Source organism: Micrococcus sp. KRD077, from assembly GCF_017168505.1.
Classification (GTDB): Bacteria; Actinomycetota; Actinomycetes; order Actinomycetales; family Micrococcaceae; genus Micrococcus; species Micrococcus luteus.
This window is the reverse complement of the sequence record NZ_JABFAZ010000002.1, coordinates 102,192-118,289: the sequence shown is the minus strand read 5'-3', so window position 1 is coordinate 118,289 and position 16,098 is coordinate 102,192. Positions and strand designations below refer to the sequence as shown.

Annotated in this window: 13 protein-coding genes; 4 read left to right on the top strand and 9 right to left on the bottom strand. The window is 73.3% G+C overall.

The window, feature by feature from the left end; genetic code table 11:
- Together J1M39_RS00550 and J1M39_RS00545 are read left to right on the top strand one after the other, a co-directional pair.
- The coding region (locus J1M39_RS00550) for a DNA-3-methyladenine glycosylase I (RefSeq protein WP_241253747.1) at positions 1 to 719 on the top strand (719 nt) is incomplete at its 5' end.
- Between the two features lie 63 nt (positions 720 to 782).
- Entirely contained in the window at positions 783 to 2,198 is a 1,416-nt protein-coding gene (locus J1M39_RS00545; protein ID WP_206496360.1) for an NAD-dependent succinate-semialdehyde dehydrogenase, read from the top strand.
- Positions 2,199 to 2,252: 54 nt separating this feature from the next.
- On the opposite strand, the gene J1M39_RS00540 is transcribed toward J1M39_RS00545, so the two are convergent.
- Positions 2,253 to 2,810, bottom strand: coding sequence for a 2'-5' RNA ligase family protein (locus J1M39_RS00540; RefSeq protein WP_242821228.1), 558 nt, complete (start codon positions 2,808 to 2,810; stop codon positions 2,253 to 2,255).
- Between the two features lie 32 nt (positions 2,811 to 2,842).
- Positions 2,843 to 4,477, bottom strand: a complete 1,635-nt coding sequence (gene putP, locus J1M39_RS00535) for a sodium/proline symporter PutP (protein ID WP_134416570.1) — start codon at positions 4,475 to 4,477, stop codon at positions 2,843 to 2,845.
- A gap of 108 nt (positions 4,478 to 4,585) precedes the next feature.
- Here putP and hrpA point away from each other — a divergent pair, with 108 nt between their 5' ends.
- The gene (gene hrpA, locus J1M39_RS00530; RefSeq protein WP_206496359.1) at positions 4,586 to 8,689 is read left to right on the top strand and encodes an ATP-dependent RNA helicase HrpA; all 4,104 of its coding nucleotides are present in this window, start codon (positions 4,586 to 4,588) and stop codon (positions 8,687 to 8,689) included.
- 24 nt (positions 8,690 to 8,713) lie between these two features.
- Here the strand turns inward: hrpA and J1M39_RS00525 are convergent, their stop codons facing one another.
- Positions 8,714 to 9,142, bottom strand: coding sequence for an HIT family protein (locus J1M39_RS00525; protein ID WP_044659226.1), 429 nt, complete (start codon positions 9,140 to 9,142; stop codon positions 8,714 to 8,716).
- Between the two features lie 44 nt (positions 9,143 to 9,186).
- A complete protein-coding gene (locus J1M39_RS00520; RefSeq protein WP_044659227.1) occupies positions 9,187 to 10,314 on the bottom strand; it encodes a sulfurtransferase in 1,128 nt (375 codons plus the stop codon).
- A 111-nt stretch (positions 10,315 to 10,425) separates the two neighbouring features.
- Here J1M39_RS00520 and J1M39_RS00515 point away from each other — a divergent pair, with 111 nt between their 5' ends.
- Complete coding sequence (locus tag J1M39_RS00515; RefSeq protein WP_036337773.1) at positions 10,426 to 10,872, top strand: Fur family transcriptional regulator; 447 nt, start codon at positions 10,426 to 10,428, stop codon at positions 10,870 to 10,872.
- Positions 10,873 to 10,891: 19 nt separating this feature from the next.
- Here J1M39_RS00515 and J1M39_RS00510 read toward each other — a convergent pair whose 3' ends face one another.
- The 5 genes from J1M39_RS00510 to J1M39_RS00490 all read right to left on the bottom strand — a co-directional run bounded on the left by J1M39_RS00510 (position 10,892) and on the right by J1M39_RS00490 (position 16,050).
- Positions 10,892 to 11,710 (bottom strand): metal ABC transporter ATP-binding protein, encoded by an 819-nt coding sequence (locus tag J1M39_RS00510; RefSeq protein WP_044659228.1) that lies wholly within the window; start codon positions 11,708 to 11,710, stop codon positions 10,892 to 10,894.
- Positions 11,707 to 12,606: a metal ABC transporter permease gene (locus J1M39_RS00505; RefSeq protein WP_044659229.1), complete on the bottom strand. Its 900-nt coding sequence runs from the start codon at positions 12,604 to 12,606 to the stop codon at positions 11,707 to 11,709. The genes J1M39_RS00510 and J1M39_RS00505 overlap by 4 nt, the downstream gene beginning before the upstream one ends.
- Before the next feature lie 2 nt (positions 12,607 to 12,608).
- A complete protein-coding gene (locus J1M39_RS00500) occupies positions 12,609 to 13,604 on the bottom strand; it encodes a metal ABC transporter substrate-binding protein (RefSeq protein WP_206496358.1) in 996 nt (331 codons plus the stop codon).
- A 74-nt stretch (positions 13,605 to 13,678) separates the two neighbouring features.
- Entirely contained in the window at positions 13,679 to 14,737 is a 1,059-nt protein-coding gene (locus J1M39_RS00495) for a hemolysin family protein (protein WP_036337765.1), read from the bottom strand.
- A complete protein-coding gene (locus J1M39_RS00490; protein WP_206496357.1) occupies positions 14,734 to 16,050 on the bottom strand; it encodes a CNNM domain-containing protein in 1,317 nt (438 codons plus the stop codon). Before J1M39_RS00490 ends, J1M39_RS00495 begins: the two co-directional genes overlap by 4 nt.
- Between the last annotated feature and the right edge of the window lie 48 nt (positions 16,051 to 16,098).

Sequence of the window (16,098 nt, the reverse complement as noted above, 5' to 3'; positions counted from 1 at the left end):
CCGCCCCCGTCTCCACCCCCGCCGAGGATCCACCGGCCGACGGGCGACAGGCACCGCCGAGTGGCGTCGTCGTGGGTGAGGACGGGCGGGCCCGCCCGCCGTGGGCGGCACGGGATCCGCTGCTGCGGGAGTACTACGACACGGAGTGGGGCCTGCCCGTCACGGACGAGCGGGGCCTGTTCGAGCGCCTCGTGCTCGAGGCGTTCCAGTCGGGCCTGAGCTGGCGGACCGTCCTGGCCAAGCGGCCCCGGTTCTGGGAGGTGTTCGCGGGCTTCGACGCGGACGCCGTCGCGGCGTTCGGGGACGCGGAAGTCGAGGCGTTGCTGTCAGACCCCGGCATCATCCGGAACCGGCGCAAGATCGAGGCCGCGATCGCGAACGCGAGGGCCGTCGTCGGGATGCGCGGCGAGCGGTTCGCCCCGCTGCACCCGGGCGCCCCCGGCGCGGGCCCGGCCTGGCACGGCGACGGCGACCGGCCGGCCCGCGGTCTGCCGGGGCTGGTCTGGGCGCACCAGCCTGCCGCGACCCCACGGCCGGAGACGGTGGCCCAGGTCCCCTCGACCTCGGACGAGTCGCGCGCGCTCGCGAGGGCGCTGAAGGCGCACGGCTGCCGATTCGTGGGGCCGACCACGTGCTTCGCCCTGCTGGAGGCCGCCGGGATCGTGGACACCCACCTTCTCGGCTCGTGGCGAAGAGGGGCGTCCGGGATCTGGGAGTGAGCGGGGGCCTCCGGCAGGATGGGGAGCTCAACGCAGGACGTCCACACGAAAGGGTGACGACTGATGACCACCACCTCCGCCTCTCAGGGCTACCGCACGATCAACCCGGCCACCGGGGAGCTGCTGAAGTCCTTCGACAACGCCACGGATCAGCAGATCGCCGACGCCCTCGACGCCTCGCAGGCCGCCTACGAGCAGTGGTCCCGGAAGTCGGTGGCCGAGCGCGCCGCCGTCGTGAAGCGGATCTCCGAGCTGCTGGCCGAGCGGTCCAAGGACATCGCCGCGGTGATCACCACGGAGATGGGCAAGTCCCTCGGCGCGGCGGTCGGCGAGGTGCGCTACGGCGCCCAGATCTTCGGGTACTACGCGGACGAGGCCGAGGAGCTGCTCGCGGACCAGCCGATCAAGCAGTTCTCCGGGCAGGAGGCGTTCGTCCAGCGGCTGCCGCTCGGCCCGCTGCTGGGGATCATGCCGTGGAACTTCCCGATGTACCAGGTGGCCCGTTTCGTGGCGCCGAACCTCGTGCTCGGCAACACCATCCTGCTCAAGCACGCCGAGATCAACCCGCAGGTGGCGCAGCTGCTGGAAGAGCTCTTCACCGAGGCCGGACTGCCGGAGGGCGTGTACCAGAACGTGTTCGCCACCCACGACCAGATCTCCACGATCATCGCCGATCCGCGCGTGCAGGGCGTGTCCCTCACCGGTTCGGAGCGGGCCGGCGCCGCCGTCGCCGAGCAGGCCGGCCGGCACCTCAAGAAGGTCGTCCTCGAGCTCGGCGGCTCCGATCCGTACATCGTGCTCTCCGCGCCGGACGCCCGCGCCGCCGCCCGCGACGCACTGGCCACCCGGATGGGCAACTGGGGCCAGGCCTGCAACTCGAACAAGCGCATGATCGTCATGGAGGACCTCTACGACGACTTCGTGGACGAGCTGGTCCAGCGCTCCTCGGAGATGAAGCCCGGCGACCCGACCTCGCGCGACGCCGACGTCTACGGCCCGCTGTCCTCCGAGTCCGCGGCCGACGGGCTCGCCGAGCAGATCGCCGAGGCCAAGCAGGCCGGCGCCACCGTCCACGTGGGCGGCGAGCGCACCTCCGGCCCCGAGGGCGAGGGCTTCTACGTCTCCCCGGCCGTGATCACGGACGTGGACCAGGAGAACCCCGCCTACACGCAGGAGCTGTTCGGCATGGCCTCCGTGGTCTACAAGGTGTCCTCCGCCGAGGAGGCCGTGGCGCTGGCCAACGACTCCCAGTACGGTCTCGGCGGCGCCGTGTTCTCCACGGACCTGGACGAGGCCAAGCGCGTGGCCGACCAGCTCGAGGTGGGCATGGCGAACGTGAACCTCGCCTCCGCCGCCGGCGCGAATCTGCCCTTCGGCGGCGTGAAGCGCTCGGGCTTCGGCCGCGAGCTCGGCCCCCTGGCCCTGGACGAGTTCGCCAACAAGCGCCTGTACGCGGTGCAGGGCCCCCTGGAGGGCTGACCCGGGGCCGGGTCGGCCGGGCGGGTCTCCCGCTCCGGCCGGCCCGTCGGCCCCTCAGCCGCGCAGCGGGACGGTCGCCAGCACCTCGTGCAGCGGCCCGCCGGACCGGCCCTCGCCGAGCCGGGACGCCACGACCTCGACCTCGTCCGCGGTCCACTCCGGCCCGCGGTACACGGCGAGCGCGTGCACGGCCTCGGCCAGCAGGACGGTGGCCGGCGCCGGCGGACGGGGCTCGCCCCGCCTCCGACCCCGAGGTCGGGGCGCGGCGCCCGAGGCCCGCGCCACGGTGAGGTGGGCGCGCCGGCGGTCCCGGCCGTCGTCGTCGGCGAGCCAGGGCTCCGCCAGGAGCGCGCCGAGCTCCCGGACCTGCCCACCCACCCCCACCCAGAGCGTGCGGTGCGAGAACTCCCCCGCTCCGGCCAGGTGCAGGTCCAGCGGGCCATGTCCCGCCGCGATGCGGCCGGCGTCGGCGACGACGTCGTCCACGGCGCCGGCGGGCACCTCCGGGTGGAACGCCAGCGTCAGGTGCCGCTGCTCCGGCTCGGTCCAGCGCAGCGCGCGTCCGGCCCGGTCCCGGACGCCGTCGAGGGCCGGCTCGAGGTGGTCGAGCACGGCCCTCGGCGGACGGATCGCGAGGAAGAGCCTCACGCCTGCGCGCGCGGATCTGCGGCGGCTGCGGTCGAGCCCCCGGCGGCGTCCCGCGTCATGGCGGCCGGGGCCACGTCCGGGTGCGGCTCGCGGCCGGCCACGATGTCGATCGCGCCGGTGAACTCGGCGTCGATCCGCCGCTGCACCCGGCGCGAGCGCTGGGTCACGAGGGACACCACCACACCCATCACGAAGGCGGCGACGAAGCCCGGCAGCAGCTCGTACAGGCCGAACCACTCCCACGTCTCGGCACTGGCCTCGGACCACACCCAGGCGACGGCGGCGCCGGTGACCATGGCGGCCATCGCCCCCCACGAGGTGAACCGCGGCCAGTACAGGGCAAGCAGGATCACGGGGCCGAAGGCGGCGCCGAAGCCGGCCCACGCGAAGGAGACGAGCTCGAGCACGGAGGAGTCCGGGTTGAGGGCGAGCAGACCCGCCACGAGCGCCACCACCAGCACGCCGATGCGGCCGAGCCACAGGGTGAACGTCGGGGAACCGGTGCGCCCGCGCAGCATGTAGAGGTCCTCCACCAGGGCGGAGGAGCACACGATCAGCTGCGAGGAGAGCGTGGACATGATCGCGGCGAGGACGGCGGCCAGCACCAGGCCGGCCACGAACGGGTGGAACATGATCGAGGCCAGCACGAGGAACACGGTCTCCGGGTCCTCGAGCGTGGTGCCGGGGTTGGCCTGGAAGTAGGCGATGCCCACGAGGGCCACCATCACGGCGCCGAACACGGACAGCGCCATCCAGCCGATGCCGACGCGCCGGGCGACGGCCGCGTCGTGCGGGGTGCGCAGGGCCATGAAGCGGACGATGATGTGCGGCTGGCCGAAGTAGCCCAGGCCCCAGGCGAGGGAGGACAGGACGCCGATCAGCGTCGCGTTCTCGAACATCGAGAAGTGGTTCACTCCGCCGCCGGCGGCGTCGGCGGCGCGGATGCCCTCGACGACGGCGTCCCAGCCTCCCATGGTCAGGATCACGACGATGGGTACGGCCAGCAGCGAGAGGAACATGAGGACGCCCTGGGCCACATCCGTCAGCGAGGCGCCGAGGAAGCCGCCGAACAGGGTGTAGAGCACCGTGATGCCCGCGACCACGAGCATGCCGGTGAGGTAGTTGATGCTGATGCCCTGGGCGTAGAAGGACTCGGGGCCGAAGGTCGACTCGACGAACTTGCCGCCGGCCACCATGCCCGAGGAGACGTAGAAGGTGAAGAACACGAGGATGATCAGGCCGGCCACGATCCGCAGGATGTGCGTGCGGTCCTTGAACCGGTTCTCGAGGAAGGACGGGATCGTGATCGAGTTCCCGGCCACCTCGGTGTAGGAGCGCAGGCGGGGGGCGACCACGCGCCAGTTCACCCACGCGCCCACGGTCAGGCCGACCGCCATCCAGCCCTCGACCAGGCCCGCGGCGTAGATCGCGCCGGGCAGGCCCATCAGGAGCCAGCCGGACATGTCGGACGCACCCGCGGAGAGCGCCGCGACGGACGGCTTCATGTCGCGTCCGGCGAGCATGTAGTCGTCGAGGTCGGTGTTCTTGCGGGAGGCGTACAGGCCGATCGCGATCATCGCGAGGAAATAGAGGCCGATCGCCGCCAACAGGAAGACGGTGTTCGTGTCCATGGGCTCCAGAGAATCACATCCGGACTCTCAGCCCCAGTCCCAGGTCCGTCCCAGATTCGCCCCGTCCGGGTCGGCCCGGGCCCCCGCGCGCCTAGGATGGAGGCCGTCATGACGCAGACTCCCCCGCCCTCCACGCCCGCCGCGCAGCCGTCGGCGACGCCCCACGACGCCGTCGCGATCACGTTCCCCGAACACCTGCCGGTGGCGGAGCGCCGTGAGGAGATCATGGCCGCGATCCGCGACCACCAGGTGGTGATCGTCGCGGGTGAGACCGGTTCGGGCAAGACCACGCAGCTGCCGAAGATGTGCCTGGCCCTCGGGCTCGGGGAGGCCGGCTCGATCGGCCACACCCAGCCCCGGCGCATCGCCGCCCGCTCGGTGGCCGAGCGCATCGCGCAGGAGCTGGGCGAGGAGATCGGGCAGACGGTCGGTTACCAGGTCCGCTTCACGGCGCAGACCTCGAAGGCCACCCGGGTCAAGGTCATGACGGACGGCATCCTGCTGGCCGAGATCCCCCACGATCCGCAGCTGCGCCGCTACTCCGTGATCATCGTGGACGAGGCCCACGAGCGCAGCCTCAACATCGACTTCCTCCTGGGCTACCTGCGCAACCTGCTGCCCCAGCGCCCGGACCTGAAGGTGATCATCACCTCGGCCACCATCGACCCGGAGCGCTTCGCCCGGCACTTCGGCCGGCCGCTGGCCGAGGGCGAGGACCATGCGGACGCGGTGGAGGCCGACGACGGCGGCCGCGTGGTCCCGGCGCCGATCATCGAGGTCTCGGGGCGCACCTACCCCGTCGAGATCCGCTACCGGCCGCTGACCGACGAGCCCTCCCCCGACGACCCCGAGGACGATGCGGACGACGCCGCCGAGACCCGCGACCCCCTCGACGCGATCGGCGACGCCGTCCTCGAGCTGGCCTCCGAGCCGCCGGGCGACATCCTCGTGTTCCTGCCGGGCGAGCGGGAGATCCGCGAGGCCGCGGACCACCTGACCGGCGTCGTCGCCGGCACCACGCGCCTGGCCGGCACGGAGATCCTGCCGCTGTTCGGCCGCCTGTCCATGGCGGAGCAGCACCGCGTGTTCGGCCGCGCCGGGGCCGGGGTGCGCCGGCGGATCGTGCTGGCCACGAACGTCGCCGAGACCTCCCTGACCGTGCCGGGCATCAAGTACGTGATCGACACGGGCACCGCGCGCATCTCGCGGTACTCGCACCGCACCAAGGTGCAGCGCCTGCCGATCGAGCGTGTCTCCCAGGCCAGCGCGAACCAGCGCTCGGGCCGGTCCGGCCGCACCTCGGACGGCATCGCGATCCGCCTGTACTCGGAGGAGGACTACCTCTCCCGCCCCGAGTTCACGGACCCGGAGATCCTGCGCACCTCCCTGGCCTCGGTGATCCTGCAGATGCTGTCCCTCGGTGTGGCCCGCACCCCGGGCGACGTCAAGGAGTTCCCCTTCGTCCAGCCCCCGGACGGCCGTCAGGTCACCGACGGCGCCACCACGCTCACCGAGCTCGGCGCGCTCGAGGCCGGCGGCGCCCGCGCGGGCACCATCACCCGGGTCGGACGCCGCCTGGCCCGTCTGCCCGTTGACCCGCGGCTGGGCCGCATGATCCTCGAGGCCGGTGAACGCGGCTGCGTCCGGGAGGTCATGGTGATCGCCGCGGCCCTGACCATCCAGGACCCCCGCGAGCGCCCCACGGAGCAGCGCGAGGCCGCGGACGAGCTGCACCGCCGGTTCGCGGACGAGAACTCGGACTTCTCCGCGATCCTGAACCTCTGGGCCTACCTGCACGAGCGGCAGAAGGAGCTCTCCGGCTCCCAGTTCCGCAAGCTGTGCCGCCGTGAGCACATCAACTGGCTGCGCGTGCAGGAGTGGCAGGACCTGGTGCGCCAGCTGCGCCAGCTCGCCAAGGACGTGGGCCTCACCGTCGAGTCCGGACCCGTGGACCCGGTCGGCCGGCACGAGGCGGTGCACAAGTCCCTGCTCACGGGCCTGCTCTCGCAGATCGGCGCCTACGACGAGCGCCGTCGCGAGTACGTGGGCGCCCGCGGCACCCGCTTCGCCGTGTTCCCCGGCTCCGCCCTGTTCAAGAAGCGCCACCCGTTCGTCATGGCCGCCGAGCTCGTGGAGACCTCCCGGCTGTGGGCGCGCACGGTGGCCCGGATCGAGCCGGAGTGGGCCGAGGAGGTCGCCGGCCACCTCGTCAAGCGGACCTACAACGAGCCGCACTGGTCGCGGCGGGCGGGTTCCGTCGTCGCGCGCGAGAAGGTGACGCTGTTCGGCGTCACTCTGATCCCGGACCGCTCGGTCCGGTACGGCCGGATCGACCCGGAGCTCTCCCGCGAGCTGTTCATCCGGCACGCCCTCGTGGAGGGCGACTGGCGCACGCGTCACCGGTTCTTCGCCCGCAACCGGGCTGCGCTCGAGGAGGTCGACGCCCTCGAGACGCGCCTGCGCCGCCGCGACCTGCGGATCGGGGACGAGGACCTGTTCGCCTTCTACGACGCGCGGATCCCGGGAAACGTCGTCTCCGAGCGGCACTTCGACGCGTGGTGGAAGAAGGCGCGCCAGGATCAGCCGGACCTGCTGGACCTCGACGTCGCCGCCCTGCTCACCGCCGACGCCGAGGACCTGGACACCGACGCGTTCCCCACCACGTTCACGTATCCGATGCCCGGCGGCGACGTGGAGCTCGACCTCGAGTACACGTTCGACCCGACCGGCGCGGCCGGCACCGACGGCGTGACCGTGGCCGTGCCGATCCTGCTGCTCAACCAGGTCTCCCCCGGCCCCTTCGCGTGGCTGGTCCCCGGCCTGCGGGTCGAGCTCGTCACCGCCCTCATCAAGGCGTTGCCCAAGGCCGTGCGCAAGAACCTCGTGCCCGCCCCGGACGTGGCCCAGCAGCTCGTCGCGGACCTCGAGGCCCACGCCGACCCGCTGCGGGACGAGCTGCCGGACGCGCTGTCCGCGGCCGTGCGCCGGGTGCGCGGCGTGGTGGTGGAGCCCGGACTGTGGGCCCCGGACGCGGTGCCCCTGCACCTGCGGATGGACTACCGCGTCGTGGACGCCCGCGGCGCCGTGATGGGCGCCGGCCAGGACCTGCCCGCGCTGCAGGCCCGGCTCGCGCAGGCCAACCGCTCCGCGATCGCCGCCCGGCTCGCCGGCACCGACGACCCCGCCTCGGCCCGGCCGGGGCCGCGCGGCAAGGGCCGCGGCGGCCGTGCCCAGGCCGACGCGCGGGCCGGGGCCGAGGGACGCCGTCGCCCGGAGGGCCCCGGGCGGTCCGGCGCGACGCCGGCCTTCGAGGAGCGGCACGGGCTGACCTCGTGGAGCATCGGCACGGTGCCGAAGACCGTCTCCACCGCGGCCGGGGCGCGCGGCCCCGCCATCACGGGCTACCCGAGCCTGGTGCCCGAGACCACGCCCGACGGCGGCCCCGCGGCCGGCCTGACCGTGGCCCGGTCCGCGGAGGACCAGGCGGCCTGGCACCGGGCCGGGGTGATCCGGCTGCTGCTGGCCACCCTGCCCAGCCCACAGCGCTACGTGCTGGACCACCTGGACAACAGGGAGAAGCTCACCTTCACCCAGAACCCGCACGGCTCGGTGGACTCCCTCGTCGCGGACTGCACCCAGGCCGCCGTGGACCGTCTCGTCGGGGACGAGCTGCCGTTCGACGAGGCCGCGTTCCGCGCCCTGTTCGACCGGGTGCGGGCCGACCTGATCGACACGGTCTTCGCCGTCACGTCCCTGGTGGAGCAGGTGCTCTCCCGGGCCGCGCAGGTGCGACGCCGGCTCAAGGGCTCGGTCTCGCTCGCCCTCGCGCCGGCGCTGTCGGACGTGAAGGCACACCTCGAGCAGCTCGTGTTCCCCGGCTTCGTGGCCACCACGGGCTGGGAGCGGCTGCAGCACCTGCCGCGCTACCTGCAGGGCATGCTGACGCGCCTGGACCGGTTGGACGCCGGCGGCCACCTGCAGCGCGACGGGCAGCACATGGCGGTGGTGCAGGGGCTCGAGGACGAGTTCGACGCCGCCGTCGCGGCCCACCGCGCCCGGTTCGCGGGCACGCCCGTGCCCGCGGAGCTGGAGCGGGTGCGCTGGCTCATCGAGGAGCTGCGCGTCTCGTTCTTCGCCCAGGAGCTGGGCACGGCGGTCTCGGTCTCCGAGAAGCGGGTGCGTCAGGCGCTCGCCCGGGCCACGCGCGCCTGAGTCGGGCCCGGGCGGCGCGGGCCGTCAGTCCTGCGGGACGACCTCGCCGTGGCCCAGGTCCCGCAGGGCCGCGCGGAGGCGGGCGGCGGCGTCGTCCAGGTCCGCCGGATCGGGGGCGTTGTCCACGCGAGCCAGGTCGAAGTCGGCGAGCGAGGTGGAGGGCCACACATGCACGTGCAGGTGCGGGATCTCATAGCCGGCGATCATGAGCCCGGCCCGGCGGGCGGAGAACGCCGCCACCTGCGCCTTGCCGATCTGCTGGGCGACCGTCGTCAGGTGCGTGACCAGCGCCGGGTCGACCTCCACCCATTCGTCCACCTCCTCACGGGGCACCACGAGCGTGTGCCCCGGCTGGAGCGGCGCGGCGGACAGGAACGCGACGCACGTCGGGTCCTGCCACACGAAGCGGGCGGGCAGCTCGCCGGCGATGATCCTGCTGAAGACGGTGGCCATGGGGGGTCCTCCTGGGGGTCGGCGGGGCGGGGCCCCGGGGCTCGTCAGTCCCGGCCGGACGCGCCGTAGGGCTCGGGGCCGACCGCGACGGCGTTGGACGGGTCCTGGACCCATGCTGACCACGAACCCGGGTAGAGCGCCACTCCGGGTCGCCCCGCGACGGCCAGGGTGAGCACGGCGTGCGCCGCGGTGATGCCCGAGCCGCAGTACACGGCCACGGGAGTGGCGTCGTCCACGCCGACGGCGTCGAACCGCTCCGCCAGCTCTGCGGCGGGCCGCAGGCGGCCGTCCTCGGCGATGCTCTCCGCCGTGGGCACGTTCCGCGCCCCGGGGATGTGCCCGGCCACGGGGTCGAAGGGCTCGACCTCCCCGCGGTAGCGTTCGGCCGCCCGCGCGTCGAGGAGCAGACCGCCGGAGGCCATCGCCTCGGCGCCGGCCGTGTCCACGACGGGCATGCGGCCCCACGACGGCCGGGCGGTGCCGGGCACCGGGATGACCTCACCGGGCTGCAGGGGCAGGCCCGCGGCGCGCCACGCCTCGAGGCCGCCGTCCAGGAGCACGGAGTCCCGCAGCCCCGCGTGGCGCAGCAGCCACCAGGCGCGCGCGGCGGACAGGCCGTGGTCGTCGTCGTAGACCACGATGGTGTCCCCCTCGTCGATCCCCCACATCCGCACGGTCTCCGCGAACTGGCGCGCGTCCGGCAGGGGGTGGCGCCCCGCCGCCGGACCGGCGTGGCCGGCGAGCTGGCTGGGCAGGGAGACGTAGACGGCGCCGGGCAGATGGCCCTGGAGATAGGCGGCGTGGTCCGGCCCGCCCCCCGTGGCCCGGAACCGGACGTCGAGCAGGATCACCCGGTTCGGGCGGCATCGGCCCGGCTGGGCGTAGGCCGGGCCCCCGGGCACCGGCGGCAGGTCCTCGACGGGGGCCAGGCCGAGCCAGCCGGCCAGCACGTCCACCGTCACCAGGGTGGGCGGCTCGGCGGCCTCAGGGTCGACGCCGTCGATGTCCGCGTCCGGGTCGCCGCCGGCGTCATGGGACGAGGACGGGGCCGCCGTGGGCGCCGGGACCACGCGGCCCTGCCCCTCGTCGACGACGATCAGCGGGTCGGGTCGATCGGGGGCGGCGCCGTCGCGGTCCGGGACAGGGGATGGGTCCGGGCTCTCGCTGTGCACCCGGACACCCTACTCCACGCCCCATTCGGCGCCGCTGATAACCTGGAGGATGGCCCGCGCGGACCTGTTCCGGACCGCGCGGAGGAGGCGGCAGCCGCCGCAGAAGGAGTCGTGAGCACCGTGAGCGCCCCCCAGCCCAGCCCCCGGGCCGCCCGTCCCCGGGCGACCCGGCAGAAGGCCGCCGTCGACCGAGCCCTGGACCGCATCCCGGACTTCGTGAGCGCGCAGGAGCTCCATGCCCGCCTCCAGGACCAGGGCGAACGCGTCTCGCTGGCCACCGTGTACCGGACCCTGCAGCAGCAGCTCGACGACGGCCTCGTGGACATGCTCCGCCGCGACGACGGCGAGACCGTGTACCGCCGGTGCGAGGACGAGGGCCACCATCACCACCTGGTGTGCCGGATCTGCTGGACCACCGTCGAGGTCACCGCCCCCCACGTCGAGGCGTGGGCCACCGCCGTCGCCGCGGAGCACGGCTTCACGGACGCGGACCACACGGTGGAGATCACCGGCGTCTGTGCCCGCTGCCGGGCCGAGGGGCGCACCCGCGCGGCCTGACCCCGGGGCCGGGCCCCGGTCAGTGGCGGATGCCGCCCGCGGGGTCGTCCAGGAAGTCCGCCGGGTCCTCGACTGCCTTGGAGGGCCCGTGCAGGGCGCCCCGGCCGTAGGCGATGTCCAGGTTCTCGACCGTGAGCACGTTCCGCGGCGGGCCGGAGGCCACGACACGCCCGCCCATCAGGACCACATGGTCCGCCTCCGCAGCCTCGTCGAGATCGTGGGTCGTGTAGACCACGGACACCCCGCGCGTCGGCTCCTCGTGGAGGAGGTCGTCGATCGTGCGGGCGGAGACGATGTCGAGGCCCGTCATCGGCTCGTCGAGCAGCAGCACGTCGTGGTCCTGGGCGAGGCCCTGGGCCACGTAGGCGCGCTGGCGCTGGCCGCCGGAGAGCTGGTCGAGGTGCCGCCGCGCCAGGTCCGCGACCTGCATGCGCTCCATGGCGGCCCGCACGATGTCCCGGTCCTGCTTCCGGAACGGGCGGAACCACCCGAGCGTGGGGTACCGGCCCATCCCGACGACGTCGCGCACCGTCACCGGCACTCCCTGGGGCACGCCGATGGACTGCATCACGAAGGAGGTGCGCTGCGAGCGCCGCCGCGGGTTCTCGCCGAGCACCTCCAGCGCACCGGAGGCCGGGTCGCTCAGGCCCGCCAGGGCGGTCAGCAGCGTGGACTTGCCGGAGCCGTTGGGCCCGATCACCGCGATCAGCCGCCGGGCCGGCAGGGTGAAGTCGGAGGGCCGGACGGCCACGTGCGAGCCGTGGCGCAGTTCGAGCGCCCGGGCGACCGCGAGGGGAGGCGTGGCCGCCGCGGCGCCCGCGGGGAAGGACGCGTTCATCGGGCGACCTCCGCTCCGGGCAGGGCCACGACCGGCGTCTCCTGCTCACGCTGCGCGCGCGAGCGCACGTGCCGGCCCAGGAGCGCCAGCACGGCGGCGCGGACGGCGAGCACGACGAAGAACAGCAGGATCGGCATGAGCGCCATGGTGGCCGAACCCGCCGTGCCCAGCCGGTAGCTGAGGGTGAGCCCGGTGACGACGCACGCCGCGCCGATCACGACGGAGACGAGCATCATCTGGGGGACGCTGCGCGTCAGCAGCGCCGCCGTCGCGGGCGGTCCCACGAGGAGGCCGAACACGAGCACCGTGCCCACCGCCTGGAACGAACCGATCACGGCCGCGCCGATCATCACCAGCAGCAGCGTGTGCGTCAGCCCCGGTCGCATGCCCAGCGAGCGCGCCTTGACCTCGGAGAAGCTCAGTGCCAGCAGGGGCCGGTAGAGCAGCAGGGCCAGGGCGATCACCACGACGGCGATGACCGCCTGGGTCACGATGCCGTCCACGCTGACCCCCAGCACATCGCCGAACAGGATCGACGTGAGCGATCCCGTGTAGGAGTCCGACTTGGAGATGATCACCACGCCCAGGGCCATCATCCCCACGAAGAGCAGGCCGATGGCGGTGTCCTCCTTGAGGGTGGTGGCCCGGTGCACCAGCGAGATGCCCGCCATCATGACGACGGCGGCCACCGCCGCACCGAGGTGGGGGCTGCCACCGGTGACGACCGCCAGGGCGATGCCCGGCAGGACACCGTGCACGAACGCGTCCCCGAAGAAGCTCATCCCGCGCAGCACCAGCCACGTGCCCACGACCGAGCACATCACCACGGCGATGAGTCCGCCGACGAGGGCGCGCTGCTGGAATCCCATCTGGAAGGACTCGAGCAGCCAGTCCATCCTCAGCCCTCCAGCGCGTCGGCGAGGGTGCGGGCGTTGAGGAGCATGGCCTCGGCGTAGTCCGCCTCCGGGGTGTCCTTCGGGCCGACGCCGCCCTCGTAGACCTCGATGACCGGCAGGTCGCCGGCCTCCTCGGCCACGGTGTCCACGAGGCTGTTGCGCGCGCCCACGGACGTGATCACGGCGTCTGCGCCGCCGTCGCGGATGGACCGGGCGAGCTCGGCGATCTCCTGGGAGGAGGGCTCGCCGTCGGTGGAGCCGCCCGGGACGACGACGCCGGACACGGTGAAGTCGTAGGCCTCGCTGAAGTAGCCGTAGGCGTCGTGGTCCGTGACCAGCGTGCGGCGGTCCTCCGGGACCCCGGCGAGGATCTCCCGGACCTGCGTGTCCGTCTGCTCGAGCTCCCCGCGCACGGTCGCGCCGCACTCGGCGAACCTCTCGTCACCCCGCTCCTGGGCGAGCGTGTCGCCCATCAGCTCGGCGGCCCTCGCCATGCGGGCGACGTCCATCCAGACGTGCGGATCCTCGGACCCGTGGTCGTGGCCCTCGTGGCCCGCCCCCTCCTCGGCGTGGTCATGGCCGCCGAAGGGCAGCGGATCCAGCTGGGGCGCCACCTCGACGACGGTCGCGCCGTCCGCCTCCGCGTTCGCGAGGGCGGACTCCATGCCGCCCTCGAGGCCGAGGCCGTTGGAGAACACGAGGCCGGAGGAGACCATGTCCTTCACCTGCGCGGACGAGGCGGAGAAGTCGTGCGGGTCGTCGCCGGGGCCCATCACCGTGGCGCTGCGGGCGTCGGCGCACGCGACCACGCGGTCGAGCACGGAGCCGAGCTGCGTCGTCGTGGCGACGGCCACGGGCGCGCCCGCGGCCGAGCCAGACCCGGCGGCAGCAGCCTGCGCACCCGAGGAGTCGCCGCTGGTCCCGCCACACGCGGCCAGGCTCAGGGTGAGCGCGGCGAGGGCCCCGGTCAGGGCGGGCAGACGACGGCGGCGGAGCATGGGGCGACCTCGTTCGTGTCGGGGACGGTGCATGAAATCGGTTCTCAACAGTAGCACCGCGCCACCCGCGACGCTCACGCGGGCCGGAACCGACGTGGCGACTGCGTCACGTCGTTGATCTCCCCGACGAGCTCCTCGAGCACGTCCTCGAGGAAGAGGATCCCCGCGGTCTCACCCTCGGGCGTGATCACCCGGGCCAGGTGGGAGCCCGTGCGCTGCATGAGCGCCAGGGCGTCCTCGACCTCGTCCTCGAGCCGCACGTTGGCCAGCGACCGCACGCGCGTGAGCGGGATCGGCTCGTCGTACCCCGACGGCCCCACGGTGAGGACGTCCTTCAGGTGCAGGTAGCCGGTGTAACCGCCATCGGGGTCCTCGACCACGAACCGGGAGAAGCCCACGCGGCCCACGGTCCACTCGAAGTCGTGCGGCGTGATCCCCTCGGGGACGGTGACGACCCGTTCACGCGGCACCATCACGTCCCCGGCCCGGCGGTCCGAGAACTCGAGGGCCGAGTGCAGCACGCCGGACTCGTCCTCCAGGGTGCCCGAGCGGGTGGACTCGGCCACGATCGACTGCACCTCCTCGAGCGTGTAGGAGGAGGCCACCTCGTCCTTCGGCTCGATGCGCAGGGCGCGCAGCACGAGGTTGGCCGTCCAGTTCAGCGCGGCCACGACCGGATGCAGCAGCTTCGAGAGCCACACGAGCGGCGGGGCCAGCAGCATCACGGCGCGGTCCGCGAACGAGACGGCGGCGTTCTTGGGCACCATCTCGCCCAGGGTCACGTGCAGGAAGGTGACCACCAGCAGCGCGAGCACGAAGGCGGTGACGTCCGCCGCCGCGGCCGGCACCCCGAGGGCGGCCATCGGGACGACGAGCAGGTGGTGCAGCGCCGGCTCGGACACGTTGAGGATGAGCAGGGAGCACACCGTGATGCCGAGCTGGCAGACGGCCAGCATCTGGGAGACGTGCTCCATCGCGTAGAGCGCCACCTGGGCCTGGCGGGAGCCGGCCTCGGCCCTCGGCTCGATCTGCGCCCGACGGGCGCCCATGACGGCGAACTCGCCCGCCACGAAGAAGGCGTTGGCGGCCAACAGGACCACCAGCCACAGCAGTCCGACGACGTCCCCGTTCATGCGCGCGTCTCCTCGTCCTCAGCGGCCGGGTCGAAGCGCACGCGCTCGATGCGGCGGCCGTCCATCCGCTCGACCGTCAGGGTGCCGCCGTCCACGTCCACCACGTCCCCGACCTCCGCCAGGCGCCCCAGTCGGGCCAGGATGTACCCGCCGACGGTCTCGTAGGCCCCGTCCTCCGGCACCACGAGGCCCGGGATCTGGGTTCGCACCTCGTCGGGCCGCAGCTCCGCCGGGAAGTACCAGCGGCCGGAGGCCGTCTGCAGGACCCCCGGGGTGACTCGGTCGTGCTCGTCCGCGACCTCGCCGACGATCTCCTCCACCACGTCCTCGAGCGTGACCACCCCGGCGGTGCCCCCGTACTCGTCCACGACGACGGCCATCTGCAGGTTCGCGTCGCGCAGCTCGGCCAGCAGCTGGTCCAGGTGCACGGTCTCCGGCACGCGGATGACCTCCGTCATCAGCGCACCGGCCTCGAGGTCGGCGCGGCGCTCCCGCGGCACGGCCACGATCTTCTTCACGTGCACCACGCCGCGGATGTCGTCCGAGGAGTCGCCGATCACGGGGAACCGGGAGTAGCCGGTGCTGCGGGCCAGGTCCAGGACCTCGGGCAGAGCCTGGTCCTCCCCCACCGTCTCCACGCGGATGCGCGGGGTCATCACGTCCGCGGCGGTGCGGTCCGCGAAGCGCAGCGTCCGGTCCAGGAACGTGGCGGTCTGCGCGTCGAGCGTCCCCAGCTGCGCCGAGCGGCGGACCAGCGAGGAGAGCTCCTCGGGGCTGCGGGCGCCGGAGATCTCCTCCTTAGCCTCGATGCCCACGCGGGCCAGCACGCCGTTGGAGAACCCGTTCAACACCAGGATCGCCGGCTTGAACACGGTGCTGAACACGAGCTGGGGACGGGCGAGCGCTCGGCCGATCGCCATGGGCTCAGCGATGGACATGTTCTTGGGGATCAGCTCGCCGAGGAGCATCGAGAGCAGGGTCGCCACGACCATCGCGACGACGAGCGAGACGGTGCCCACCACGCCGGCCGGCAGACCCACCTGGATCAGCAGCGGGTCGATGAGCCGGCTGATCGCCGGGTCCATCACGTAGCCGGTGAGCAGTGTGGTCAGGGTGATGCCCAGCTGGCACGCGGAGAGCTGGGTCGAGAGTGACTTGAGGCAGCGCAACAGGGGCTCGGCGCCGCGGTCACCCGCGTCCACCATGCGCTGCACGGTCGGCACGTCGATCGCGATCATGGCGAACTCGACGGCCACGAAGAAGCCGGTGCCCGCGATCAGGGCCAGGCCGAGGATCAGCAGGAGCCACTCCACCCGACCTCACCCCCTCGACGGCGGGCCGGGCGGCGGTGCGGGGCACCG

Coding starts and splice junctions, on each gene's coding strand:
- hrpA (WP_206496359.1), top strand. CDS start 4,586: ATGACGCAGACTCCCCCGCCCTCCACGCCCGCCGCGCAGCCGTCGGCG.
- J1M39_RS00510 (WP_044659228.1), bottom strand. CDS start 11,710: ATGAACGCGTCCTTCCCCGCGGGCGCCGCGGCGGCCACGCCTCCCCTC.
- J1M39_RS00525 (WP_044659226.1), bottom strand. CDS start 9,142: ATGGCCACCGTCTTCAGCAGGATCATCGCCGGCGAGCTGCCCGCCCGC.
- J1M39_RS00505 (WP_044659229.1), bottom strand. CDS start 12,606: ATGGACTGGCTGCTCGAGTCCTTCCAGATGGGATTCCAGCAGCGCGCC.
- J1M39_RS00545 (WP_206496360.1), top strand. CDS start 783: ATGACCACCACCTCCGCCTCTCAGGGCTACCGCACGATCAACCCGGCC.
- J1M39_RS00495 (WP_036337765.1), bottom strand. CDS start 14,737: ATGAACGGGGACGTCGTCGGACTGCTGTGGCTGGTGGTCCTGTTGGCC.
- J1M39_RS00500 (WP_206496358.1), bottom strand. CDS start 13,604: ATGCTCCGCCGCCGTCGTCTGCCCGCCCTGACCGGGGCCCTCGCCGCG.
- putP (WP_134416570.1), bottom strand. CDS start 4,477: ATGGACACGAACACCGTCTTCCTGTTGGCGGCGATCGGCCTCTATTTC.